Origin of the sequence: Bacillus sp. FSL P4-0290, from assembly GCF_037975435.1 — a bacterium.
GTDB classification, from domain to species: Bacteria; Bacillota; Bacilli; order Bacillales; family Bacillaceae; genus Bacillus; species Bacillus subtilis.
In genome coordinates, this window is the sequence record NZ_CP150253.1 from 1,054,857 (window position 1) to 1,080,782 (window position 25,926).

Annotated in this window: 25 protein-coding genes; 14 read left to right on the forward strand and 11 right to left on the reverse strand. The window is 45.0% G+C overall.

The window, feature by feature from the left end; genetic code table 11:
* Positions 1-86 precede the first annotated feature (86 nt).
* Together MKY10_RS05455 and MKY10_RS05460 are read left to right on the forward strand one after the other, a co-directional pair.
* The gene (locus tag MKY10_RS05455) at positions 87-662 is read left to right on the forward strand and encodes a TetR/AcrR family transcriptional regulator (RefSeq protein ID WP_014479348.1); all 576 of its coding nucleotides are present in this window, start codon (positions 87-89) and stop codon (positions 660-662) included.
* 70 nt (positions 663-732) lie between these two features.
* A complete protein-coding gene (locus tag MKY10_RS05460; RefSeq protein ID WP_015252436.1) occupies positions 733-3,060 on the forward strand; it encodes a YhgE/Pip domain-containing protein in 2,328 nt (775 codons plus the stop codon).
* 41 nt (positions 3,061-3,101) lie between these two features.
* Here MKY10_RS05460 and fabHB read toward each other — a convergent pair whose 3' ends face one another.
* Positions 3,102-4,079, reverse strand: a complete 978-nt coding sequence (gene fabHB / locus MKY10_RS05465; RefSeq protein WP_003233200.1) for a beta-ketoacyl-ACP synthase III FabHB — start codon at positions 4,077-4,079, stop codon at positions 3,102-3,104.
* A gap of 126 nt (positions 4,080-4,205) precedes the next feature.
* Between fabHB and MKY10_RS05470 the strand changes: the two genes are divergently transcribed.
* From MKY10_RS05470 to MKY10_RS05485, 4 genes are all read left to right on the forward strand, one after another.
* Positions 4,206-4,982 (forward strand): YhfC family intramembrane metalloprotease, encoded by a 777-nt coding sequence (locus MKY10_RS05470; RefSeq protein WP_003233198.1) that lies wholly within the window; start codon positions 4,206-4,208, stop codon positions 4,980-4,982.
* A gap of 114 nt (positions 4,983-5,096) precedes the next feature.
* Positions 5,097-5,261 (forward strand): hypothetical protein, encoded by a 165-nt coding sequence (locus MKY10_RS05475; protein WP_187287956.1) that lies wholly within the window; start codon positions 5,097-5,099, stop codon positions 5,259-5,261.
* A 133-nt stretch (positions 5,262-5,394) separates the two neighbouring features.
* Complete coding sequence (locus tag MKY10_RS05480) at positions 5,395-6,435, forward strand: M42 family metallopeptidase (RefSeq protein ID WP_009966936.1); 1,041 nt, start codon at positions 5,395-5,397, stop codon at positions 6,433-6,435.
* Positions 6,436-6,447: 12 nt separating this feature from the next.
* Complete coding sequence (locus MKY10_RS05485) at positions 6,448-6,855, forward strand: ASCH domain-containing protein (RefSeq protein WP_015252434.1); 408 nt, start codon at positions 6,448-6,450, stop codon at positions 6,853-6,855.
* 36 nt (positions 6,856-6,891) lie between these two features.
* Here the strand turns inward: MKY10_RS05485 and gltT are convergent, their stop codons facing one another.
* A complete protein-coding gene (gltT, locus tag MKY10_RS05490) occupies positions 6,892-8,181 on the reverse strand; it encodes a glutamate/proton symporter GltT (protein WP_003245579.1) in 1,290 nt (429 codons plus the stop codon).
* Positions 8,182-8,451: 270 nt separating this feature from the next.
* On the reverse strand, positions 8,452-8,586 hold the full coding sequence (gene yhfH, locus MKY10_RS05495) for a protein YhfH (protein ID WP_003244802.1): 135 nt from the start codon (positions 8,584-8,586) through the stop codon (positions 8,452-8,454).
* 158 nt (positions 8,587-8,744) lie between these two features.
* On the opposite strand from yhfH, the gene MKY10_RS05500 reads away from it, so the two are divergent.
* From MKY10_RS05500 to lcfB, 4 genes are all read left to right on the forward strand, one after another.
* Entirely contained in the window at positions 8,745-9,479 is a 735-nt protein-coding gene (locus MKY10_RS05500) for an MBL fold metallo-hydrolase (RefSeq protein WP_003233185.1), read from the forward strand.
* A gap of 12 nt (positions 9,480-9,491) precedes the next feature.
* Complete coding sequence (lplJ, locus tag MKY10_RS05505; protein WP_014479356.1) at positions 9,492-10,487, forward strand: lipoate--protein ligase LplJ; 996 nt, start codon at positions 9,492-9,494, stop codon at positions 10,485-10,487.
* Between the two features lie 64 nt (positions 10,488-10,551).
* Positions 10,552-11,196 (forward strand): SDR family oxidoreductase, encoded by a 645-nt coding sequence (locus MKY10_RS05510; RefSeq protein ID WP_015252433.1) that lies wholly within the window; start codon positions 10,552-10,554, stop codon positions 11,194-11,196.
* A gap of 117 nt (positions 11,197-11,313) precedes the next feature.
* On the forward strand, positions 11,314-12,855 hold the full coding sequence (lcfB, locus tag MKY10_RS05515) for a long-chain-fatty-acid--CoA ligase LcfB (protein ID WP_015252432.1): 1,542 nt from the start codon (positions 11,314-11,316) through the stop codon (positions 12,853-12,855).
* A gap of 38 nt (positions 12,856-12,893) precedes the next feature.
* Here lcfB and MKY10_RS05520 read toward each other — a convergent pair whose 3' ends face one another.
* The gene (locus MKY10_RS05520; RefSeq protein WP_015252431.1) at positions 12,894-13,289 is read right to left on the reverse strand and encodes a hypothetical protein; all 396 of its coding nucleotides are present in this window, start codon (positions 13,287-13,289) and stop codon (positions 12,894-12,896) included.
* 148 nt (positions 13,290-13,437) lie between these two features.
* On the opposite strand from MKY10_RS05520, the gene MKY10_RS05525 reads away from it, so the two are divergent.
* Complete coding sequence (locus tag MKY10_RS05525) at positions 13,438-14,718, forward strand: M48 family metallopeptidase (RefSeq protein WP_048654857.1); 1,281 nt, start codon at positions 13,438-13,440, stop codon at positions 14,716-14,718.
* A gap of 38 nt (positions 14,719-14,756) precedes the next feature.
* Here the strand turns inward: MKY10_RS05525 and aprE are convergent, their stop codons facing one another.
* A complete protein-coding gene (gene aprE / locus MKY10_RS05530; RefSeq protein WP_015252429.1) occupies positions 14,757-15,902 on the reverse strand; it encodes a subtilisin AprE in 1,146 nt (381 codons plus the stop codon).
* A 433-nt stretch (positions 15,903-16,335) separates the two neighbouring features.
* On the opposite strand from aprE, the gene MKY10_RS05535 reads away from it, so the two are divergent.
* The 3 genes from MKY10_RS05535 (at position 16,336) to MKY10_RS05545 (ending at position 19,037) form a co-directional block, all read left to right on the forward strand.
* Entirely contained in the window at positions 16,336-16,785 is a 450-nt protein-coding gene (locus tag MKY10_RS05535; RefSeq protein WP_015252428.1) for a GNAT family N-acetyltransferase, read from the forward strand.
* 71 nt (positions 16,786-16,856) lie between these two features.
* Positions 16,857-17,849 (forward strand): acryloyl-CoA reductase, encoded by a 993-nt coding sequence (locus MKY10_RS05540; RefSeq protein ID WP_003233163.1) that lies wholly within the window; start codon positions 16,857-16,859, stop codon positions 17,847-17,849.
* A gap of 216 nt (positions 17,850-18,065) precedes the next feature.
* The gene (locus MKY10_RS05545) at positions 18,066-19,037 is read left to right on the forward strand and encodes an ABC transporter substrate-binding protein (RefSeq protein WP_003233159.1); all 972 of its coding nucleotides are present in this window, start codon (positions 18,066-18,068) and stop codon (positions 19,035-19,037) included.
* A 31-nt stretch (positions 19,038-19,068) separates the two neighbouring features.
* On the opposite strand, the gene phoE is transcribed toward MKY10_RS05545, so the two are convergent.
* The 6 genes from phoE to MKY10_RS05575 all read right to left on the reverse strand — a co-directional run bounded on the left by phoE (position 19,069) and on the right by MKY10_RS05575 (position 25,919).
* Positions 19,069-19,650: a phosphatase PhoE gene (gene phoE, locus MKY10_RS05550; RefSeq protein WP_003233157.1), complete on the reverse strand. Its 582-nt coding sequence runs from the start codon at positions 19,648-19,650 to the stop codon at positions 19,069-19,071.
* A 70-nt stretch (positions 19,651-19,720) separates the two neighbouring features.
* Positions 19,721-20,815, reverse strand: coding sequence for an acetyl-CoA C-acyltransferase (locus tag MKY10_RS05555; RefSeq protein WP_015252426.1), 1,095 nt, complete (start codon positions 20,813-20,815; stop codon positions 19,721-19,723).
* Complete coding sequence (locus MKY10_RS05560; protein WP_015252425.1) at positions 20,812-22,251, reverse strand: acyl-CoA synthetase; 1,440 nt, start codon at positions 22,249-22,251, stop codon at positions 20,812-20,814. The genes MKY10_RS05555 and MKY10_RS05560 overlap by 4 nt, the downstream gene beginning before the upstream one ends.
* Before the next feature lie 6 nt (positions 22,252-22,257).
* Entirely contained in the window at positions 22,258-22,818 is a 561-nt protein-coding gene (locus MKY10_RS05565) for a biotin transporter BioY (RefSeq protein ID WP_003233151.1), read from the reverse strand.
* 134 nt (positions 22,819-22,952) lie between these two features.
* Entirely contained in the window at positions 22,953-24,251 is a 1,299-nt protein-coding gene (gene hemAT / locus MKY10_RS05570; RefSeq protein ID WP_015252424.1) for a heme-based aerotactic transducer HemAT, read from the reverse strand.
* A 138-nt stretch (positions 24,252-24,389) separates the two neighbouring features.
* A complete protein-coding gene (locus MKY10_RS05575) occupies positions 24,390-25,919 on the reverse strand; it encodes an FAD-dependent oxidoreductase (RefSeq protein WP_015252423.1) in 1,530 nt (509 codons plus the stop codon).
* Positions 25,920-25,926 lie beyond the last annotated feature (7 nt).

Below are 25,926 nucleotides of genomic sequence, written 5' to 3' on the forward strand. Positions count from 1 at the left end.
GATTGAATTGAACGGCAGGTTATGATACATTTGCATATGTACTTAATGACTAAAATGTTCAAACGGTCAGTTTCGAGGTGAATACAATGTCAATAGATCGAAAAAAGCTCATTTTGGAGGCGGCTACAAAGTCTTTCACGCAGTTCGGGTATAAAGCGACGACAATGGATCTTGTCGCAAAACTTGCGAACGTGGGGAAGGGAACCATTTATACTTTTTTCAAAAACAAAGAAGAGCTGTTTGACGAGATTTTCACTACTTTATTAAAGGAAATGAAACAAAAAGCGGATGAAGCGATGGAGCCGAACCTTCCGTTCCATGAAAATGTGCACAGAGCGCTGTTTGCCATTCTGGAGTTCAGGAAAACACATCAGCTGACGATTAAAATTTTCCAAGAGAATGCCGAGATTGGTACAATGGCTGTTCAGGAAGTGATCCAGAAAATGGAGCGAGCCATACTGTCTTATATCAAAAGTAAGATTGAAGACGGGATCAAAAGCGGCGCAATCAAGCCGTGCGACCCTGAACTGACAGCCTTTGTGATGCTGAAGCTTTATATCGCGCTCATTTTTGACTGGGAAAAACAACACCCCCCGCTTGATAAAGAGACAATTGCGGGACTGCTTGAATTGTATGTTGTCAAAGGATTGTCAGCGAACTAGATAATCCTTTCTCTTTGCAAGAAAATGACCATTTTTCATGATGAGTCAGTTTTAGAATGGAGGCATCAGGATGAACACAATACGAAGTCAGTGGAAAGACATCGTAACAAGTAAAAAATTATTGATTCCCATCATCGCCATTTTGTTTGTCCCGCTTATTTACAGCGGCGTATTCTTAAAGGCTTATTGGGACCCGTACGGCACAGTTGACCAGCTGCCTGTCGTTGTCGTCAACCAAGACAAGGGAGCAACGTATGAAGGAGAAAAACTTCAAATCGGTGATGATCTGGTCAAAGAATTAAAGGATAATAACAACTTTGATTGGCATTTTTCCAATGATCTCGACCAATCGTTAAAGGACTTATTGAATCAAAAATATTATTTAGTTGTCGAGATTCCTGAGGATTTTTCTAAGAATGCCAGCACTGTATTAGACAAAAATCCGAAAAAATTGGATCTGAAATACCACACAAATGCAGGTTCTAACTATGTAGGGGCAACGATCGGCGAAAAAGCGATTGATAAACTGAAAGCCTCTGTTTCAAAAGAAGTGACCGAGCAATATACGAAAGTTATTTTTGATAACTTTAAAGATATCGCAAAAGGTTTGAGCGACGCGAGCAGCGGCGCGAAAAAAATTGATGACGGCACAAAGGATGCGAAAAACGGAAGCGCCCAGCTGAAAGAAAATCTGGCGAAGCTGAAGGAAAGCACCGCTACCATCAGTGACAAAACAGCGCAGCTTGCAGATGGAGCGGCTCAGGTGACGAGCGGCATCCAATCACTTGACAGCTCGCTCGGTAAATTCCAGGACAGCAGCAACCAGATTTATGATAAATCTGGTCAGCTTGCAGCAGGATCAGGCGAACTGACAAGCAAGATGAATGAACTTCTTGCCGGACTTCAAAACGTGCAGAAGGGTACACCTAAACTTACTAACGGGTTGGATCAGCTCAACAGTAAAGTCCAAGAAGGTTCTGAGAAAGCGGCAAAAGCGGAAAAGATCATTAATGCGCTCGATTTAACGAAGCTTGAAACTGCTGTAAACAATCTGGAAAAGTCAGAAACTGCGATGAAGGAATTCAAAAAACAGCTGACTGACTTTGAAAACAGTTTGAAAAACCGTGATCAGGCATTTAAAAATGTCATCAATTCGAGTGACTTCTTAACAGCGGAGCAAAAAAGCCAGCTGATTAATTCTGTTGAGAAAAAGCTTCCGCAAGTTGATGCGCCTGATTTTGATCAAATATTAAGCCAGCTACCTACAGCTGATCAGCTGCCTGACATCGCAACGATAAAAAGCTCTCTTGAAGACGTGAAAGCGCAGGTGGCGCAGGTGAAAGCCATGCCGGAAGCTACATCTAAGCTTTATAACGGCGCAAAAACAATCCAAGATGCGATTGACAGATTAACTGAGGGAGCTGATAAGATATACAATGGTTCTCAGAAGCTGACAGATGGCCAAACTAAACTGACAGCGGGCATCGGTGAATATAATAAGCAGTTCGCAAAAGCAAAAGCGGGCTCAGAGCAATTGGTGACAGGAAGCAGCCAAGTATCCGGCGGATTGTTTAAGCTGTTAGACGGGTCTAAACAGGTCCAAAGCGGATCATCAAAACTCGCAGACGGATCTGCATCACTTGATACAGGTTTAGGCAAGCTATTGGACGGCACAGGAGAGCTGTCTAGTAAGCTGAAGGATGCGGCTGACCAAACAGGAGATATCGATGCTGATGATCAAACATACGGCATGTTTGCGGATCCGGTTAAAACCAAAGATGATGCCATTCATTCCGTTCCTAACTATGGAACAGGGCTGACACCTTATATCCTGTCAATGGGCTTGTATGTCGGCGGCATCATGCTGACGGTTGTCTTCCCGCTGAAGGAAGCGTCAGGACGTCCGAGAAACGGTTTTGAGTGGTTCTTCAGCAAATTCAATGTCATGATGCTTGTAGGAATCATTCAATCATTGATTGTGGCGACGGTTCTTCTATTGGGAATTGGTCTTGAGGTAGAGAGCACGTGGAGATTTTACGTGTTTACGATCATTACGAGTCTCGCTTTCCTGGCGATAATTCAATTTTTGGCTACAACGATGGGCAACCCGGGGCGATTTATCGCAGTCATTATTTTAGTGCTGCAGCTGGGAGCGAGCGGAGGAACCTTCCCGCTGGAATTGCTTCCGAATTTCTATCAGGTCATCCACGGCGCATTGCCGATGACCTACAGCATTAACGGATTCAGAGCAGTCATTTCAAACGGTGACTTTGGCTACATGTGGCAGATGGCCGGCGTCTTAATCGGCATTGCCCTCGTCATGATTGCACTAAGCATTACTTACTTTACAATGTTAAGCCGGAAGGAAGAAACATCAGAAGAACAGCCGGCTTCATAAAGAAAAAGAACTTGTTTCCTTGGAAACAAGTTCTTTTTTTGTTACATTCCCCATTTAATAAGCAATCCTGTATAGGTTAATCCGCCGCCAAACCCGAAAAGCAAAACGATTTGATCTTTTTTCAGCTTCCCGGCTTTCACTGCGAGATCGAGCGCCAAAACAATTGAAACCGAAGACGTGTTTCCGTAGTGCTCAACACTAGTGAGCGTTTTTTCAATCGGGAACGGTGTTTTTTCACAAATTGACTCGATCATGCGCAAGTTGGCGCTGTGAGGAACAAACCAATCGAGATCATCAGAGCTGAGTCCTGCTTTATGTAAAAGCCGTTCAAATTCGCCAGGGACGGTTCTTGCGGCCCATTTATATACCTCGCGTCCGTTTTGCACCATTTTTCCAGAACCGACAAGCTGCACACCGTTTATTTCATTTCGCAGTCCGGCACGATACAAAATATCGCCGCCGTTCCCGCTTGTTCCTTGTACAGACGCAAGAAATCCCGGCGTTTCTTCATCTCGTTCTACTAACAGCGCACCCGCGGCATCGCCGAACAGTACGCATGTCGTTCGATCGGTATAATCGGTTACCTTTGATAACGTCTCTCCGGCGATGACGAGAATTTTTTGATGAAGGCCAGATGTGATCAATCCATTTGCCAAATGGAGGCCGTATGTCAGCCCGGCGCATGTCGCATTAATATCCAGCGCGCCGGTGCTTTCCCAGCCGAAATATTCCTGTACGCGGCATGCCGTACTCGGAAAGGCGTAATCGGATGTGGTTGTGGCAACGAGGATCATATCGACATCATCAAGCGTTCCTTTATAACGGCTCTTGAGATTCTTCACCGCTTCTATGCATAAATCAGAGGTAAATTGATGTTCATCCGCAATCCGGCGTTCTCTCATTCCTGTGCGCTGAACGATCCATTCATCAGAGGTATCAACGATCTTTTCTAAATCTGCATTGGTTAAACGTCTGCTCGGCGCATAGGTGCCGATAGCTGTAATTTTTGCTTTTGACATATGAATCACTCCTTATGGTCAGATTATAACACTAGATATTAGTATCTGGTACTAAAAAGAAGGTTTTTTTACAAAAAAAGAGAAGTGTAGATAGGAATCTATGAAAAAGAAAAAGGAGGCTGAAAAATGGTCAGTCAAGAAGCAGTAGTCTTTTTGGCATTATCCGGGGCTATTGCGTTTCTGTTGCCAATCGGGCTGATTGTATGGTTTAAGCGAAAGTATGGTGCCTCGCTTAAAGTGTTTTTTATTGGCGCTCTCACGTTTTTTGTCTTCGCTCAGCTGCTGGAAGGCGGCGTTCATGTTTATGTACTGCAAGTGAATGAAATGACGAAAGAAGCGATGCAGCATCCATTATGGTATGGCATTTACGGCTGCTTGATGGCCGGCATTTTTGAGGAGTGCGGAAGGTATTTGATGATGCGATTTTTTATGAAGCGCCATCATACTTGGGCAGATGGTCTGGCTTTCGGGGCAGGCCATGGCGGGCTTGAAGCCATCCTGATTACAGGCTTGTCCTCTATCTCACTTATTGTATACGCATTTGCAATCAATAGCGGGACGTTTGAACAGCTTTTGGTCAATGGCGACGTCAAACAGGCGCTTTTGCCGATACAGGAGCAGCTGCTGCATACTCCTTCGTATGAATGGATGCTGGGCGGAATAGAAAGAATCAGTGCCATTGCCGTCCAGATTGGTCTGTCTCTGCTTGTTTTGTACGCGGTTAAAAACCGCCGGCCGCTGTTTTTGCTGTATTCTATTCTTTTACATGCACTGTTTAATGTCCCGGCGGTTTTATATCAAAGAGGAATCATAGAGCATGCTGCAGCTGTTGAAATCATTGTTGCTCTTATAGCGGCTTTATCAGTTTATTGGATTGTAAAAGCAAAAAGGGTGTTTCAATAAAAGGTCCAAGCAGCAGCAATGCCCGCTTGGAAAAATGTGAATGGAAATATTCATTAAGCATGGGTCATCAGAATATTTCTGATTCAGTCTTTAGCAATGACAGCAAGAATGTCTGTGTTTTTTACAAGAGAAACAATGGTGTTTCTTTTTCTTCTTCTCGAAAGGGTCATGGCATTCTTTCTTTTTCTTGCAATGGTCGTGGAAATCTTTATCGAACCACTCGTCAAAGAACCAAAAATCATCGAACCAATCGTGACAACGACATTTCTGTTCATGTGAATGACGACAGCACATAGAAATCCCTCCTCTTCCCATGCTCTCTACAGCATATGAGAGATTGATAGGAAAAGATTGGACGGGTCCCTCGGGAAAAGAGTATATTTTAAGTAGAAAATAAAAGGAGGAATGCCCTATGACGTCCGTACGTAAAACGATGGAGCTCATTAAAGAACTTGTATCGATCCCAAGCCCGACAGGAAATACATATGAGGTGATCAATTATATTGAAAGCCTTTTAAAAGAATGGAAGGTAGAAACGGTTCGGAACCACAAGGGCGGCTTAATTGCAACGCTTCCAGGACGCGACACATCCCGGCATCGCATGCTGACAGCGCACGTTGACACCCTCGGCGCTATGGTGAAGGAAATTAAAGCGGACGGCCGGCTGAAAATCGACTTAATCGGCGGGTTCCGCTACAACTCGATTGAGGGGGAGTATTGCCAAATTGAAACCGCCTCGGGAAAAATGTACACAGGCACAATCTTAATGCATCAAACGTCTGTGCACGTATACAAAGACGCGGGAAAGGCTGAGCGGAATCAAGAGAATATGGAGATCCGCCTAGATGAACCTGTTCACTGCCGGAAAGATACGGAGGAGCTTGGCATTGGCGTCGGAGACTTTGTGTCGTTTGATCCACGTGTCGAGATCACATCAAGCGGATTTATTAAATCGCGCCATTTGGATGACAAAGCAAGCGTCGCCTTATTGCTCCGCTTAATTCATGAAATTCAAACAGAAGACATTGAGCTGCCGTATACAACCCATTTTCTTATTTCCAATAATGAAGAAATCGGTTACGGCGGGAATTCGAATATTCCTCCTGAAACAGTTGAATATTTGGCGGTTGATATGGGCGCTATTGGTGACGGGCAGGCGACAGATGAATATTCAGTATCAATCTGTGTGAAGGATGCGAGCGGGCCGTATCATTATCAGCTCAGAAAGCATTTAGTTCAATTAGCCGAGAAGCATCATATTGACTATAAGCTTGATATATATCCGTACTACGGGTCTGATGCGTCAGCAGCGATCAAATCCGGGCATGATATTGTGCATGGCCTCATAGGGCCGGGAATTGACGCTTCCCATGCATTTGAACGCACCCATAAATCATCTCTTCGCCATACCGCTAAGCTTCTGTATTACTATGTACAGTCACCAATGGTATAAGGGGGAGGACCAATGAAGATTTATAAGCTGAAAAGCACATTCGGCTGGGAAGGTGATGACGGGTTGGGAGAACAGCTGATTCAGCAGATCCTTGCCGGAGAAAAAACCGCCACGTGCGCGCCGAAATCATTGTATTCAAAAGATGAATTGAGGGACGTTTATCAAACAGCGGGTCAGCTTGTTACCGTTTATGATAAACATGACAATCCAAGATGCAATATAAAAGTAACAGATGTCTTTGAAACCATCTTTGGTGCGCCTGATATGAGGTTAGTCAAAGGAGAGGGCAATGGAGACCGAATTGAGGAGTTTCAAGAGGATCATCGGATGGCATGGGCGGAACTGATCAAAAGCGGTGAACTGGAGCTGAATGAGGATACTGTTTTGATTACAGAGCTGTTTGTGCTTGTTAAAGATTAAAAAAGCCTGCGGGGCAAGAACCCCGCAGGCTTTTCATTAACCAGAAATGGTTGCGTTTTGTTCTGTTTTCGATTGGGACATAACAGTTTCTGCTTTCGCAGGATTAAACATGCCTTCCCATTTAGACATCACAACGGCAGCAAGCGCGTTACCAGTCAGGTTGACAACTGTTCGTGCCATATCCATGATGCGGTCTACGCCGGCAATAAAGGCAAGTCCTTCAGCCGGAACGCCGATGGTGCCAAGCGTTGCAAGCAAGACAACAAAAGAAGTACCAGGCACGGCAGCCATCCCTTTAGATGTCACCATTAAGACGAGCACAAGCGTAATCTGGTGCCAAATCGTCAAATCAATGCCATATACCTGTGCTAAAAAGAGTGCGGCAATAGATTGATAGAGAACGGAACCGTCTAAGTTAAACGTGTAACCGATCGGAATGACAAATGAAACAATGCCTTTCGGACATCCGATTTTCTCCATTTTTTCCATGATGCGCGGAAGAACCGTTTCAGAGCTGGACGTACTGAACGCCAGTAAGATTTCGTCCTTCATGTAAGCAAGGAACTTGAAGATGCTGATGCCGGCAATTTTTGCGACAATCCCGAAAATAACAATTAAGAAGAAAGCAAGCGCGACATAAACCAATCCGACGAGCTTTCCGAGAGAGATAAGAGAACCGAGTCCGAATTTAGACACAGTCACTCCGATAAGAGCGAAAACGCCGAATGGCGCCACTTTCATCACAAGGTTTACAACGTGGAACATGGCATGGGATACACCTTCAAAAAAGGCTAATACAGGCTTGCCTCTTTCACCGATCGCGGAAATACCCAATGCAAATAGTACTGTAAAGCAGATGATGGCTAGAAGATCCCCTTCGACCAATGACTGGAAGAAGTTTGTCGGCACAATATGGAGGAACGTTTCCGCCACTGATTTATTACTTTGTTCTTTTTCAGTTTCAACATATTGACTGATGTCCGATTTTTGAGCTTCGTGTATATTAACTCCTGTACCCGGATGGAAGATGTTTGCAAGGGCTAGTCCGAGAATAATGGCAAAAGTCGTGATGATCTCGAAGTACAGAATCGTTCTGAAGCCTAATTTACCGACTTGCTTTCCATTTCCTGCACCGGCTACACCGATGATTAAGCTGGAGACAACAATAGGAATCACTATCATTTTGATTAAGCGTAAAAAGAGATCCCCGATTGGCTGCAGGTAAGTAGGCAATGCTGGGTTGCCATACCAAATGACGCCAACAATGACACCTAGAATAAGTCCAACGAATATTTGTGTGGCTAATCCAAACTTAATTCTTTTCATAGATTACCTCCCAAAAAACAAAGTATCAACATATATCATGAATAGACATATATTTAATCTCACTATTAGATCAAATTATAATAGATAAGAAATCAATTCGTCTATAGTAAATTATATTTCGAAAATAAAGAATATTCAATGACATTATGATAATCACCAGAATTATCTAAAAACAGGTGAGCTTTGACCTAACCTGACTATTATTTCAAAATTAAGAGATATGTGAAAAAATAAGAAAATCCCACGCGTAAGGCGCGGGATTTTCGCTCATTACAAATCGTTTACTTTTATACAGTCATTGCAGATATTACCATAGCACTCATGCTGCTCTTCTATCTTTTTTCCGCATTCCGCACACTTTTTCGAAGGCAGGTTTCTAAAAAATTCTGTGATTTTCCCCAGCATAACCAATCCCTCTTTCCCCTTTGTAGTGATTTCATTGTAATATAACAGATCACAAAAATCAATAACTGTTTTGATACAATGTTTAAAACATGCTTTTTTCAAGAAAAATGGGTATATTGAAGGAGGATCAATTTTTTTTGAAAAGATAGGAGGACATTATGAAAGTTACAGTTATCGGATGCTATGGCGGTTTTCCGGCCGCAAATGAAGCGACGTCAGGCTATTTGTTTCAGTCAGGTGATTACTCTCTGCTTGTTGATTGCGGCAGTGCCGTATTGTCTAAGCTGTTCGGATATGTGCCGGCGGAAAAGCTGGATGCGGTCGTTCTGTCTCATTATCACCATGACCATATCGCTGATATCGGGCCGCTGCAATTTGCCAAGCAAGTCGGTTCGTTTCTCGGCAAAGGAGAGCATACGCTTCCGATTTACGGACATGATGCTGATATAGAACAGTTTCAAAAGCTTACATATAAAACACATACAAAAGGGATCGCCTATCAGCCGGATCAGCCGCTGACTGCCGGTCCGTTTACGATCACCTTTTTAAAAACGATTCATCCGGTGACGTGCTATGCCATGCGGATTACTGACGGCAGCCACACTGTCGTTTATACTGCTGATTCCAGCTATCAGGATTCATTTATACCGTTTTCGAAAGATGCTGATTTATTGATCTCGGAATGCAATTTTTATGCCGATCAAGACGGAACAAGTGCAGGCCATATGAACAGCCTGGAAGCCGGGCGCATTGCAAAAGAAGCGGGAGCGGGAGAACTGCTGCTGACACATTTGCCGCATTTTGGCGTGCATGACAATCTTCGCAAAGAAGCGAAAACCGTTTTTAACGGAGAAGTGAATATTGCGAAATCAGGTTTTGTGTGGGAAGGATAAAGGAGGAGCACCATGTTATTTATAGACAATCAAAATATCAATGATCCGCGGATCAATCTTGCTATCGAGGAGTACTGTGTCAAGCATTTAGACCCTGAACAGCAATATTTGCTCTTTTATGTGAATCAACCGTCTATTATCATTGGGAAAAACCAAAATACAATAGAAGAAATCAATACAAAATATGTTGAGGAAAACGGGATTATCGTCGTCCGCCGTTTATCAGGCGGGGGCGCTGTGTACCATGATCTGGGGAACTTGAACTTCAGCTTTATTACCAAGGATGACGGGGACAGCTTTCATAACTTTAAAAAATTCACTGAGCCGGTGATTCAGGCGTTACATCAGCTTGGAGTTGAAGCCGAATTAAGCGGCCGGAACGACATTGTAGTGGATGGCCGGAAAATATCCGGAAACGCTCAGTTTGCAACGAAAGGCCGTATTTTCAGCCACGGCACCCTCATGTTTGATTCAGCCATTGATCATGTTGTATCAGCATTAAAGGTGAAAAAGGATAAAATTGAATCAAAAGGCATCAAATCGATCAGAAGCCGAGTAGCAAACATCAGTGAGTTTCTCGATGATAAAATGACCACCGAAGAATTCCGCAGCCATTTGCTTCGCCATATTTTTAACACAAACGACATTGGAAACGTGCCGGAGTATAAGCTGACGGAAAAAGATTGGGAGACCATTCATCAAATTTCGAAAGAGCGCTATCAGAATTGGGATTGGAACTACGGCCGCTCGCCGAAATTTAACCTTAATCATTCGAAACGTTATCCGGTTGGATCGATCGATTTGCGCCTAGAGGTCAAGAAAGGCAAAATCGAGGACTGCAAAATCTTCGGAGATTTCTTCGGTGTCGGTGATGTATCTGAAATTGAAAACCTGCTGGTCGGAAAACAATACGAACGCAGCGTCATCGCTGATGTGCTCGAAGGTGTGAATCTCAAGCATTACTTTGGGAACATTACGAAAGAGGATTTCCTTGATCTGATTTATTAAGGCAAAACACATCGTTTGAAAGAGCGGTTGTGTTTTTGAAATAATGGAGGCAGGAGGGATTCACATGAAAGTGTTTTTAATCGGAGCGAACGGACAAATCGGGCAAAGACTCGTCTCTTTATTCCAAGATAATCCTGATCATTCCATCAGAGCGATGGTCAGAAAAGAAGAACAGAAAGCGTCTCTTGAAGCTGCCGGTGCAGAAGCTGTGCTTGCGAATCTGGAGGGCAGCCCGGAAGAAATCGCCGCTGCGGCAAAAGGCTGTGACGCGATCATTTTCACAGCCGGTTCCGGTGGCAGCACAGGCTATGATAAAACACTGCTGGTGGATCTCGATGGAGCGGCGAAAGCCATTGAAGCTGCGGACATTGCCGGAATCAAACGGTTTATTATGGTCAGCGCCCTGCAAGCCCATAACCGTGAAAATTGGAATGAGGCACTCAAGCCTTATTATGTGGCCAAGCATTATGCTGATAAAATTCTGGAAGCGAGCGGTTTAACCTATACGATTATCCGTCCGGGAGGCCTTCGCAATGAGCCTGGAACGGGAACTGTTTCAGCAGCGAAGGATCTGGAGCGGGGATTTATTTCCCGTGATGACGTTGCAAAAACGGTCATTGCCTCTTTAGATGAGAAGAATACGGAAAATCGGACCTTTGATCTGACAGAAGGAGATACGCCGATTGCCGAAGCATTGAAGAAACTATGACAGTACTGACACTCAGGGCTTTTTGCTCTTGAGTGTTTTTTTCTGTTTCTCTATAATGGAGGAGAAAGCTTGGCTTCAATAATGAATGACTATTCATTCACTTTAAGGGGTGGGAGAATGAATCTTGTTTCAAAATTGGAAGAAACAGCATCTGAGAAGCCCGACAGCATCGCATGCAGGTTTAAAGATCACATGATCACGTATCAAGAGCTGAATGAACATATTCAGCGATTTGCGGACGGCCTTCAGGAAGCCGGTATGGAGAAAGGGGACCATCTAGCTTTGCTGCTTGGCAATTCGCCTGATTTTATCATCGCGTTTTTTGGCGCTTTAAAAGCTGGGATCGTGGTTGTTCCCATCAATCCGTTGTACACGCCGACAGAAATTGGTTATATGCTGATAAATGGCGATGTAAAGGCGATCGTGGGCGTTAGCCAGCTTTTGCCGCTTTATGAGAGCATGCATGAATCGCTGCCAAAGGTTGAGCTCGTCATTTTATGCCAGACGGGGGAGGCCGAGCCGGAAGCTGCGGACCCAGAGGTCAGGATGAAAATGACAACGTTTGCAAAAATATTGCGGCCGACATCTGCCGCTAAACAAAACCAAGAACTTGTCCCTGATGATACCGCGGTTATTCTATATACGTCAGGAACGACTGGAAAACCGAAAGGCGCGATGCTGACTCATCAGAATTTGTACAGCAATGCCAACGATGTCGCAGGCTATTTGGGAATGGATGAGAGGGACAATGTGGTCTGCGCTCTTCCCATGTTTCACGTGTTTTGTTTAACCGTCTGCATGAATGCACCGCTGATGAGCGGCGCAACTGTCTTGATTGAGCCTCAATTCAGTCCGGCATCTGTTTTTAAGATTGTTAAGCAGCAGCAGGCGACCATTTTTGCCGGTGTGCCTACAATGTATAACTACTTGTTTCAGCATGAAAACGGAAAGAAAGATGATTTTTCTTCCATCCGGCTGTGCATTTCGGGAGGCGCGGCCATGCCAGTCGCGTTGCTGACGGCGTTTGAAGAAAAATTCGGTGTTACCATTTTGGAAGGCTACGGGCTCTCGGAAGCATCACCCGTCACGTGCTTTAACCCATTTGACAGGGGCAGAAAACCGGGCTCCATCGGGACAAGTATCTTACATGTCGAAAACAAGGTCGTAGATCCGCTCGGACGCGAGCTGCCCGCTCACCAGGTCGGCGAATTGATCGTGAAAGGCCCCAATGTGATGAAGGGCTATTATAAAATGCCGATGGAAACAGAGCATGCATTAAAAGACGGGTGGCTTTATACGGGGGACTTGGCAAGACGGGATGAGGACGGCTATTTTTACATTGTTGACCGGAAAAAAGACATGATCATAGTAGGAGGATACAATGTGTATCCGCGGGAGGTAGAGGAGGTGCTGTACAGCCATCCGGACGTCAAGGAGGCGGTTGTCATCGGCGTGCCGGACCCCCAAAGCGGGGAAGCGGTAAAGGGATATGTGGTGCCGAAACGCTCTGGGGTAACAGAGGAGGACATCATGCAGCACTGTGAAAAGCATCTGGCAAAATACAAGCGGCCTGCCGCCATTACGTTTCTTGACGATATTCCGAAAAATGCGACGGGGAAAATGCTCAGACGGGCACTGAGAGATATTTTGCCCCAATAAAATGAAAAAGCGAAGCGGTTAGCTTCGCTTTTTCATTTTCAATCCTTTGCTTCTTTTTTAATAATATTTAGCAGCGCCTTTGTATCATTTTTGCTTAATTTGTAGTATGTGCCATCCTTCAAAAAAACGGCTTGCTGGCTGTCGTCAATCCATAGTCTGAATGAGTCATACCGGTCTTTATGAAACTTGATTGTCCCTTCGTAATCAGGGGCTGATGTTTTTTCTGTCTTCACCTGTTTTCCCTGATTCATAATATCCAGCATATCTTTGACGTGCTGTCTTTTTTCAATCTCGATATCTTCCTGGCCGCTTGAAGACAGTGTGATCAAATCCGCGTCTACCGATTGATACACATCGCCTGATCGGCTGTAAAGATAAAAAAATGCGATAAACACAAGACCGATTACCACGATGGCTGCCACTATTTTTTTCATTTGCATCACTCCAAACATTGTTAGTTTTCCCAGCGATCGGGCTTTCCATGCTTAAAAGGGTGGAAAAGTGCGGAACACAGCTTGGTTCTAAGAATTTGAATTTATGATTACAATAGAAGTAACGGGTTGATGTGAGGAGTGAGGCGTTATGCGCAAGTGGATTGCGGCAGCAGGACTTGCTTACGTGCTGTACGGGCTGTTTTTTTATTGGTATTTTTTCCTGTCGGGTGATTCCGCAATACCGGAAGCCGTGAAAGGGACGCAGGCTGATCCGGCTTCTTTCATGAAGCCGTCTGAGTTGGCAGTGGCCGAGCAGTATTCGAATGTCAAGAATTTTTTATTTTTTATCGGGGTACCACTTGATTGGTTTCTGTTTTTTGTTCTGCTTGTCAGCGGTGTTTCAAAGAAAATCAAGAAATGGATCGAAGCGGCCGTGCCTTTTCGGTTTTTGCAGACCGTTGGTTTTGTGTTTGTGCTTTCGCTGATTACAACATTGGTGACGCTGCCTTTAGATTGGATAGGCTATCAAGTATCGCTTGACTATAACATTTCCACACAGACAACGGCCAGCTGGGCTAAGGATCAGGTTATCAGCTTTTGGATCAGCTTTCCAATCTTTACGCTTTGCGTTCTCGTTTTTTATTGGCTGATCAAAAGGCATGAAAAAAAATGGTGGTTATACGCCTGGCTGTTAACAGTGCCGTTTTCGCTGTTTCTGTTTTTTATTCAGCCGGTCATTATCGATCCTTTATACAATGATTTTTATCCGCTGAAAAACAAAGAGCTTGAAAGCAAAATTTTAGAGCTGGCAGATGAAGCCAATATTCCGGCTGACCATGTATATGAAGTGAACATGTCAGAAAAAACAAATGCGCTGAATGCCTATGTTACAGGAATTGGGGCCAATAAACGGATTGTATTGTGGGATACGACGCTGAACAAACTTGACGATTCAGAAATCCTGTTTATTATGGGCCACGAAATGGGCCATTATGTCATGAAGCACGTTTACATCGGTCTGGCTGGTTATTTGCTCGTGTCGCTCGCCGGATTTTATGTCATTGATAAGCTTTACAAGCGGACGGTTCGCCTAACCCGCAGCATGTTTCATTTAGAAGGGCGGCATGATCTTGCGGCACTTCCGCTGTTATTGCTTTTGTTTTCTGTTTTGAGCTTTGCGGTGACGCCTTTTTCTAATGCTGTCTCGCGTTATCAGGAGAATAAGGCTGACCAGTATGGGATCGAGTTGACAGAGAACAGAGAAGCCGCTGTTAAAACGTTTCAGGATTTGGCCGTGACGGGGCTGAGCCAGGTTGATCCTCCGGTGCTTGTGAAGATTTTCAGAGGCAGCCATCCTTCGATCATGGAACGGATTCAACATACGGAGAAAGAAGAGAATGCGCCGGAACATCAGGATGCTGACAAATAAAAAGAAGCAGGTATGGAGGAACCTGCTTCTTTTTACTATTATTGTGCAGCTGCTTGTACGTTGATTAACCCTTTTCCATAGTAGAAAGAGTTTCCAAGATATGTTGCAGTGCTTTCTAAACGATCACGGACTTGCGCGTTTGTCCAAGTCGGGTGCTTAGAAAGAATTAGCGCTGCTGCTCCGGCAACGTGAGGAGTCGCCATGGACGTGCCGTTGTAAGCACCGTAAGTGCCTCCAGGAAGTGTGCTTTGGATGGATACGCCAGGAGCCATCACATCAAGCTCAGAACCTGCGCTTGAGAATGAAGCTCTTTGGTTGCTGCTGTTTACCGCACCTACCGCAATAGTAGAAGGATATTTTGCAGGGTAGCCGACTGTGCTTGAGCTTCCGGACGAACCTTCGTTTCCGGCAGCGGCAGCAACGACGATACCGCTGGAAACGGCTTTATCAACGACTGTTTTCAGCGCTGTAGAACCAGAAGGTCCGCCAAGGCTCATGTTAATAACATCCATATTGTTGGAAATGGCCCATTCAATGCCGTTAATAATCCAGCTATATTGGCCGCTTCCTGTTGAATCAAGCACTTTTACTGCATATAATGATGCGCTTGGCGCTACGCCCAGAACACCGATTGAGTTATTAAGAGCGGCAATCGTACCGGCTACATGCGTACCGTGAGAACTGCCGTCCTGGTATGGGTTTGTTTCAGAAGGTACGAAGCTTGCTCCGCCTCTGACGTTTAAGTCAGGATGAGAAGAGTCAATTCCGCTGTCGATAACAGCTACTTTTACGTTAGAGCCTGTGTAGCCTTGAGAGTGAAGAGCCGGCGCTTTAATTTGAGAAATGCCATAAGGAACAGATTGCGCATATTCATGTGCAATATGATCTTCTTCCACATATGCAACGCTCGGATCTTTTTTCAATTCTTTTACAGCTTTTTCATCCAATGTTGCTGCGGCCGCGTTAACATACTTAAATTGCTTTTGAACCTTTCCGCCTTTTTCAGAAATAACATCCTTTTTCTTGGCGGAACTCATGGCACTCATTGTCTGTTTAAATCCGACAATGTATTTCTTTTCTGTACTGCTTTTTCCGGCAGCCTGCACAGACATGTTGCTGAACGCCATCGTAAAGATTAACGTTAACGCAAACAACAAGCTGATCCACAATTTTTTGCTTCTCACTCTTACCCTCTCCTTTTAAAAAAATTCAGAGTAGACTTACTTAAAAGACTATTCTGTGAATTTATTGTAATAGATGGAATAATATTTTAGTAGACCCATTTTTTTGAGATGATTTTATCTCTATTTAGGTATATCATCTCTCGCTATTTCCGTAGAGACTCGAAATAACTATTTTCATACAGAAAAGAACGAAAATAGACATGAGTAAATGTTCATTATGCTGAAATGTCATGCTTTTTTAGGTTAAATGCTCCTGAGTCCCGGCAAATTTCTGTCGAAAAAATTCGTTCAAATGACCTGCGTGTGCTTCCGTGAGAACAATGGATATTATCGTGATATTTTTTCAAAGCATGATGATAAAAGTATTCTGAAAAATAAACTTTACAGAAAAGGGATAGAATGAAAAAATTATTGAGAGGGAGGAAGAAATAAGATGAACATTCGCCAAGCAAAGACATCAGATGCGGCCGCCATTGCGCCGTTGTTTAACCAATATCGGGAATTTTATAGACAGGCATCCGATTTGCAAGGGGCAGAGGCTTTTTTGAAAGCTCGTTTGGAAAATCACGAGTCTGTTATTTTGATAGCAGAAGAAAATGGAGAATTCATAGGTTTTACCCAGCTCTATCCAACGTTTTCTTCTGTGTCAATGAAAAGGATATACATATTAAATGACTTATTTGTCGTTCCTCATGCACGTACAAAGGGAGCCGGCGGCCGGCTGCTTTCTGCCGCAAAGGATTATGCAGAGGAAAACGGGGCAAAATGTTTAACACTTCAGACTGAGCACCACAACCGGAAGGCAAGAAGCTTGTATGAGCAAAACGGCTATGAAGAGGATACCGGATTTGTCCATTATTGTCTCAATGTGCCGGCGAAGTGAAAATGGCTGCTTGATGATTTGGTTTTTTGAACGTTCTTCGGTTACGATATAAATGAAAAGGAGTGTGCCGAATGTCAACGTTATTTCAAGCCTTGCAGGCAGAAAAAAATGCCGATGATGTTTCAGTCCATGTGAAAACCATATCAACAGAGGATTTGCCGAAGGATGGTGTCCTGATTAAAGTTGCTTATTCCGGCATTAATTACAAAGATGGTCTGGCCGGAAAAGCAGGAGGCAATATCGTCAGAGAGTATCCGCTTATTTTAGGCATTGATGCTGCGGGTACGGTCGTCTCTTCCAATGATCCGCGTTTTGCGGAGGGGGATGAGGTGATCGCGACAAGCTATGAGCTCGGTGTCTCCCGTGATGGCGGATTAAGTGAATACGCTTCGGTGCCTGGTGACTGGCTGGTGCCTTTGCCACAGAATCTTTCGTTAAAAGAAGCGATGGTGTACGGAACGGCGGGATTTACTGCGGCGTTATCAGTGCATCGGCTTGAACAGAACGGTCTGTCTCCGGAAAAAGGCAGCGTGCTAGTCACAGGAGCAACCGGCGGTGTCGGCGGAATTGCGGTATCGATGCTGAACAAGCGGGGTTATGATGTGGTGGCAAGTACCGGAAACCGGGAGGCGGCTGATTATTTGAAACAGCTTGGTGCAAGCGAAGTAATCAGCAGGGAAGATGTCTATGACGGAACGCTTAAGGCGCTGTCCAAGCAGCAATGGCAGGGAGCGGTTGATCCAGTCGGCGGAAAACAGCTTGCCTCGCTTTTAAGCAAAATTCAATACGGCGGATCTGTCGCAGTGAGCGGCTTAACCGGCGGAGGAGAAGTTCCGGCAACCGTGTATCCTTTTATTCTTCGCGGAGTAAGCCTGCTCGGAATCGATTCAGTATATTGTCCGATGGACGTCAGAGCCGCTGTTTGGGAGCGCATGTCTTCTGATCTCAAGCCTGATCAGCTGCTGACCATCGTGGACAGGGAAGTATCATTGGAAGAAACGCCGGGTGCGTTAAAAGATATTTTGCAAAATCGCATTCAAGGAAGAGTGATTGTGAAGCTTTAACAGGATCAGCTTGCAGAGAATGTTATTTTTCTGCAAGCTTTTTTGTGGACAGGATGATCAGCTGCTGAACTGCTGTGTCGCGAAACAAGATTTTCCTGTAAGCCGAACTTTCTCTTCTCATTTTAAAAATAATTGGTGATAATGATTCTCATTCCGTGTTATACTACTCTTGGACATCTTAACCATAGAAACTACCAACAGGAGAGACTGGAACATATGAAAAAAACACTGATTATTCTTACAGTTTTACTTCTTTCTGTCTTAACGGCTGCTTGCTCGTCTTCAAGCGGCAATCAAAACAGTAAAGAACATAAAGTGGCGGTAACACATGATTTAGGGAAGACAAATGTGCCTGAGCATCCGAAGCGGGTTGTTGTTCTTGAGCTAGGTTTTATTGATACACTGCTTGATCTCGGCATTACGCCTGTCGGGGTTGCCGATGACAACAAAGCGAAGCAGCTGATCAACAAGGATGTGCTGAAGAAAATTGACGGCTACACATCTGTCGGCACTCGCTCACAGCCAAGCATGGAAAAAATCGCTTCATTAAAACCCGATTTAATTATTGCTGACACGACCCGGCATAAGAAGGTGTACGATCAGCTGAAAAAAATAGCGCCGACGATTGCGCTTAATAATTTAAATGCTGATTATCAGGATACAATTGACGCTTCGCTTACGATTGCAAAAGCAGTCGGCAAGGAGAAGGAAATGGAGAAAAAGCTGACGGCGCATGAAGAAAAGCTTAGCGAGACAAAGCAGAAAATCAGCGCGAACAGCCAGTCCGTGCTTTTGATCGGAAATACAAATGATACCATTATGGCCAGGGATGAAAACTTCTTTACATCGAGACTTTTAACACAGGTCGGCTACCGATATGCAATCAGTACGTCAGGAAATAGCGATTCAAGCAATGGCGGCGACTCTGTGAATATGAAAATGACACTGGAGCAGCTGCTGAAAACAGATCCGGATGTGATCATCCTGATGACAGGAAAAACAGATGACCTCGACGCCGACGGTAAACGCCCGATCGAAAAGAATGTCCTTTGGAAAAAACTGAAGGCAGTGAAAAACGGGCATGTATACCACGTGGATCGTGCGGTGTGGTCTCTGCGCCGCAGTGTAGACGGGGCGAATGCCATTTTGGACGAGCTTCAAAAAGAGATGCCGGCTGCTAAGAAATAAAAGAAAAGACAGGCAAACGCCTGTCTTTTTCTTATTTGATAAAGCCGGATAAGTGGCTGTTGATATTATAGTCTTTTATCCGCCATTTTTCTTCTGCAAATTCAATGTTGCTGAGGCAGGCGTTGACGAGACGGGTGCTTTGAAGCTCCGGGTCACCGCCGGATATTTCTGTCAGCAGGGCGTGAATTGCCGCACCGTGCGCCACGATCAGCACCTTCTTGTTTGGATACGCCTGATTCACTTTTGCCAAACCGCCCATCAGCCTGTCAGTGAGTTCTTCTAAGGTTTCCATATTCGGATAGATGTTATCTGGATAGCGCTTTGTCCGTTCCTCCAGCGGCATGCCCTCCGCGTCGCCGTAATCGCGTTCCTTAAAATCATCCATCTCGACTATCGGAAGATGCAGATATTCATTAATAATTTCCGCGGTTCTTTTCGCTCTTTTCAGCGGGCTCGTCACAATAATATCCCAAGAAAAGTCCTTTACATATTCTCCGGTTTCTCTTGCTTGGCGTTCACCTGTTGCGTTTAGCGGGATATCGGTTTTGCCTTGGCATTTTTGCTGCAGGTTCCAATCGGTTTCTCCATGTCTTACTAAACAAACGGCTGTCATAAAATCCCCTTCCTGACTTTATTCATATCGCTATTATACTAAATCGAAAGCGTGTGTCCTATGAAAAAGCCTATGCAAGAACTTCAAATAATAAAGCAAGTCCAATTCCGCCGCCGCTTCCGATGGCTGCAACCACATATTGACAGTCTGTCCGTCTTTTCGCTTCATAAAACAATCTGGTTACCAGAGCTGCACCTGATGCACCGTACGGATGGCCAAGAGCTAAGGCGCCGCCGCGCACATTGATTTTTGAAAAGGGAATGCCGAGTTCTTGCGAGCAGACACAAATTTTGACGGCAAAGGCTTCATTGATTTCAAATAAACCGATATCCTCAGGTGTTACATCGTGTGTATGTAAGAGGTTACGGATCGCATCAACCGGTGCCGCGGGCGGATAGTTGGGGTGAATGCCGCTGACAGCGCTGCCGATAAACCGAAGCACAGGCTTAAGTCCGAGGGCTGCCGCTTTTTCTTCTTCCATTACCAAAAGAGCGGCTGCTCCGTCTGCTATGCCGCTGCTGTTGGCTGCTGTGACTGTTCCGGAGCTGATGTCGAAAACCGGCTTTGCACGGGGAATAATCGCTTCTATCGGCCGCGTTTTCAAAAATGCTTCGTCCATCTCCAATTCCCCAAGAGCAACAATTTCTTCACGGTAAAATCCTTCATCATGCGCGTTCCTGCTGCGTTGATGGCTGAGAAGCGCGTACTCATCCTGCATGCTTCTGCTGATGGAATAGCGTGCAGCCGTATATTCTGCCGCAATGCCCATGTCTGGATCGCCGATGGCATCTGGAGAAAAGCGGGCCCGTTCTGAAAAAGGGGATTGGCTGCTGCTTTCTGAGCCGCCCGCGATATACATCGTGCCGGCTCCCGCTTGAATAAGGCTGCAGGCATAGCGCACAGCTTCAAGGCCGGAGCCGCACTGTCTGTCAATTGTCATTCCGGGAACCGATAAAGGCAGTCCGGCTTGAAGGGCTGACAGTCTGGCGAGGTTGCCGCCTCTGCCGGTAGCGTTTCCGAGAATGACCTCGTCAATTTGATCCTCTAGCTTTCGGCTGAGACAGCGGATGATGGGAGCTGACAAATCCTCCGGCAGGAAGGGCTTCAGCAGTCCGTTTTGATTTCCAAAGATCGTTCGTTTTGCATCAACAATAACCGCATTCATTTATACTGTATACTCTCTTCCAGCCATTTTTTCACGCTGGAACGGGCAATTTTTCCGCTGCTCGTTTCCGGCAAGCTGTCTGCAAACACCCATTTTTTCGGAATTTTATAGGAGGCTAATTTCTGTTTACACAAGGCTTTCAGTGTTCTGGCATTAGCGTTTCCATGAATGACAGCTACAGCGATTTCTCCCCAATACTCGTCGGGAATGCCAACGACAGCCGCGCTTTCAACCTCTGGGCAGGCGAGAAGCACACGTTCAATTTCTTCTGGGAAAATATTTAATCCTCCGTACACGATCATCCCGTTTTCTCTTCCTGATATGTATAGAAAGCCCTCTTCATCAACATAGCCCATATCATCCACTGTCATCCATTCATCTGGTGTGCTGCCGTTCACATAGCCGGAAAACCGCATCGGGCTGTTGACAAATATTTTTCCGACTTCGCCTGGCTGACAGCGTTCTCCTTCAGCGTTGCGGATTTCGATCCGGACATTATGAAAAGGGCGGCCCGCTGAATGCGGTTTCCGTTTGCTGTCTTCCGGTGAAGAAAACGTCACAAAACTAAGCTCTGATGTGCCGTAAAAATCGTACAGCTTGAGATGAGGCCATGCAGCGGCAAGCTTCTCCTTGGATTCTGCCGGCCAGTCTGCGCCGGATGAAATGATTTTGACGGGACTGTCGGGAAAACCCTCAATCCTTGTGAGGGCGTCTGTCATCGTCGGTACGGTATAGAGAACACTGATGGATTCACGGCACAGCCATTCCTTCGCTTTGGCAGGAGAAAACTTTTTCAGCAAACAAACGGTTCCTCCGAGAAACAAAGTGCTGACTGCCCCGTATAAGAAGTGAGAGGACATTAACGTCCCGGGAATCAATACCGTGTCATTTGATGAAATTGAAAAATCTGTTTCTGTACAGGTAAAGCTCTCTATCCATGAGCGGTGAGATCGCGTAAAGGCCTTCGGTTTTCCTGTCGAGCCCGACGTAAATCCCATATAAAAAGGGTGCTCCGGATCAATGGTAGGCAAGGGATCAGCGGCTGCCTCAGAAATATCTGCCATACAGTTATCCAGCAAAACAACAGGTGTCTGGCTATCTGTCAGTTTGTTTTTAAAAAAGGCTAAAGTAACCACAAGATCCGCATTGCTTATGGACAGCCGCTCCTTACATTCAGCCGGGCTCCAGCGTGTGTCGATGGGAATGGCTGTGCATCCAGCCGCTGCGGCTCCGGCAAACAGCTGTAAAAACGCCAGACTATTTGGGAGCAGGATCGCCACACGATTCGGCATGCTCGGCTGTGACTGCAGCCAATTTGCGGTTTGAGAGACAAGCCGATCCCAATCATGGTACGTGATTTGCTCCGATTCAGTCTGGATCGCTACACGGCCGGGCGATGTTTCGGCAGTAGATGAATAGGTATGAGTAATTGTCATGTAGTGTCATCCTCCTTTTGTAAACATCGTATCAGAAAGAGACAAGGCTTGAGTGATTTTTATCGCCAGAAATGCAGATACAGCCGCTTTTATCAAATCACCAGGCACATATGCAAGGCTCATGAAGGCGGCCTGTGACAAATCAATATGCATGATAAAAGCTTGTACCGGTATACCGAGCAGATAAATAAAGATGATGCCGAATACGATATGAGTGAAAAAGAGACGCAATACTGTCACCTTCCGCAGCCTGTTAGCGGCTAAACTGATCAGCCATGAAGCGAGGGGATAAGCAATCAAAAAGCCTGCGCTCGGTCCGAAAAACACACCAAAACCGCCTCGTCCGCCGGGCAACAGCGGCGCTCCGAAGGCCACGAGCAGCAAAAAGACAAGCTGGCTTAAGAAAGCAGACTTTGGCCTGAGGATGCTGCCTGCCAACATGACACCAAGCGTTTGCAATGTAATCGGAACAGGTGTAAAGGATAAGAAGAGAGGGGGCATAAAGCCGAGCACTGCCATCAGTGCGGTGAAAATCGCAATATGCATCATGTCGATTAATTTCAGCATGTGAAATCCTCCAAACAGTAATCAAATATGGTTATACAATAAATGCAGGCAATTATTATGTCAACTTATTTTTAATTTAAGTTTACATAATGAACGCAAAAAAACCGGCCGTATGGCAGACCGGTTTTTGATGGTTATTCTTCTGTCAGGATGACAAGCGAATCAACGGAAGCGGCCACATGGGAAACGGCGCGGCTTACTTCCTGAAGCCCTCCAAGAAAGGCTTGCAGATCGACGTCGATTTTGCCTGATTGCTCTTTGCTGATTTTCATGCTGTGGACGATTTCATCGAATAAGCGGTTAATTTGCGTCATTTTTTCTTTACTTTCGCTGACTAGCTCATTCACGTCTTTGATATGCTTGGATACAATGTTGATTTGTGTATTCGTATTGTTCACAAGCTCAGAAACAGTAGAGACGGTTTTTTTCGTATCCTCAGAAAGCTTCCGCACTTCATTTGCCACGACAGCAAAGCCTTTGCCGTGTTCTCCGGCGCGGGCGGATTCAATAGATGCATTGAGCGAGAGAAGGTTTGTTTGTTCAGCTATGCCTGTGACGATGCCGAAGATTTTTTCAATTTGCTGCGCGATTTCATCCAGCTTGACCATTTCTTTTTCGATTTGGATAAGGCTTGTGTCAATTTTGTTCATCTGTTTTTGCTGGACTTCTAGCTCTTTTTTTCCGCCGATCGACTTTTCTTCAACAGTGCTGGATGTTACAGTGCCGGCTTTGGATGCTTGAGAAATGCCCTCAGATTTGTCCACAAGCTCTTGAACTGATCTGCTTGTTTCTGAAAACAGATTGGCAATCGATCCAGAGGTTTCTTGAATTTTCTGATGAAGAAGGTTTTTCTTTTCTTCTTGTTCATCACGGGTTTGGTTGTACTCGCTTTGAAATGCTTCAAGGACAAGCTGCTGTTCTAAGTTCAAGATTTTTGTTGTTGCTTTAATGGCTTTTAGCAGTTCTTGCTGATTTGTAATGGATGCTTCATAAATGTCAATCATTGACAAAAGAAGCTCTTGAAACGCACCCATATACCATTTTGGCAAAAGGCCGATTCTTAAATGGATGGAGGCGATTCGGTTACGCTTTTCAATAAATTCATCATCGATAACGCCTGCAAACATTTCCTGAATATGCCGTTTTAACGTTTGTTTTAAGCGGTCAACTGAGCTGTGATCATTAATGATATCCATCAATGAGCTTTCATGGTCAAGGTTTTTATAAAACGCATCAACGATATTTACGATATTTTCTTGAATGAGTGGCTGAAGCTGCTCTAACACGTAAAGCTCAGCATCTCCCAACCTGACCATTTTGAGCTGTTTTTTGACATCTGCATGTTTGTTTGTGAGCTGAATGCGGTTTTTTTGCTGTCCGTTTGAATCTGAAAAGTAAGCTGTTTCTTGTTTTCTGTCTTTTTTAAATAACAATACAATGATCCCCCTTGGGAAAAATATAATTTTTACTTTTTGGCTTTTTAAGCCTTTTTCTTTTTTATCGGCCAAGGGAAACATGAATGAAGCTGCAGATGAAAAATATTTGAAAAACCGTTCATTAAAATGAACGGTTTAATCGAGATCTATTTGTTTTAATGGTTTAATGGCCGGACCCTCTACAACTTCGCCAGATGGCTTAAAGCGTGATCCGTGGCACGGACAATCCCACGTATGCTCACTGTCGTTCCACTCGACCTCGCAGCCTAAATGGGTACAAGTCGTATCAACGAGATGGAGGCAGCCTGTCTCATCCCGAAATGCTCCCGCTCGCCTGCCGTTTATGGTGACGGCTTTCCCTTCTCCTGGCGAAATGTCTTCAAATTGGACATCAGGCTTTTCAAGCTTTCCTTTAATCAAATGCTTGGCGACATCGGCATTGTAGGAAATCACTTTCTGCAACCCGGGATTCAGATGGAAACGGGACGGAGTGAAAATGCTTTCGTATGGATTGTCTTTTTTCTCCACAAGGTCTGACAATAGAGTGGCTGCGACTGCTGAGGACGTCATGCCCCATTTTTTGAACCCGGTCGCTACTAGAATATTGTCCTCATTTTCCGACATCGGCCCGATAAACGGGATTTTGTCGATCGTCACTAGATCTTGTGTGGACCAATAATATGGAATGCTTTCGATGCCGATTGTGCTTTCGGCCAGTTGTCTCAGTGTTTCATAATGTGTAGACATGGCTTTTCCCTGGCCTGTTTTATGGCTTACTCCGCTGAAGAGAATCAGCTTTTCACCGTTTACAACCGTATAGCGGAGCGCCACTGACGGCTGATCGATACTCAAATACATGCCCTCGGGATACTCGATCTTCGGCTTGATGGCAAGGACATAAGATCTGTCGGAGTACATTCTCGCAGCATATAATCCGCCTCCGTCATAAAAAGGGAAGTGGGAACAGCATATGATAAAGCGGCTCTTAATGGCGTGCCGGCTTTTTGTTACCACTTCGGGCCTTTCGCCTTTTTTGATATCAAGCGCAACGGTCTCTTCATAAATTCGGCCGCCTTTTTGAACAATTTGCTCCAGAAGCGCTTTTAAGTATTGAAGCGGATGAAATTGAGCTTGATTCTTCATGACAAGCGCCAGCTTAGAACCTAAGGGAATTGGAAGATCCTTGATAAGGTCTCTTTCAATTCCGAGCTTTGTGTATGCCTCATGCTCGGTGCGGATTTTTTGAACAGCGTTTTCATTTGCCGTATAAAGATATGCGTCTTGCTCGATCCATTCACAATCAATTTGATGTTCATCCACAATGCCTTTTATGTAATCAATTGCGTTTTGGTTTGCTTCATAATAAAGCCTCGCATGGTTTAATCCGAAATGGCGGATAAATTCGTCGTATATCATGTCATGCTGTGCGGTAACTTTAGCAGTTGTATGCGCAGTGGTTCCGTTAAGAACCTGATTTGCTTCAATCAAAACGACACGGAAGCCTCTCTTCGTAAGTTCATATGCCGTTGTGATTCCCGTAATCCCGCCTCCGATAATGGTGACGTCACATTCAGTGTCCTCTTGAAGCGCAGGAAAAGAAGGCAGGTCAGTTGATGTTTTCCAGTATGTTTCAGGTGCTTCCTTTGCAAAATGTTGATTAGCCAAGCCGTTA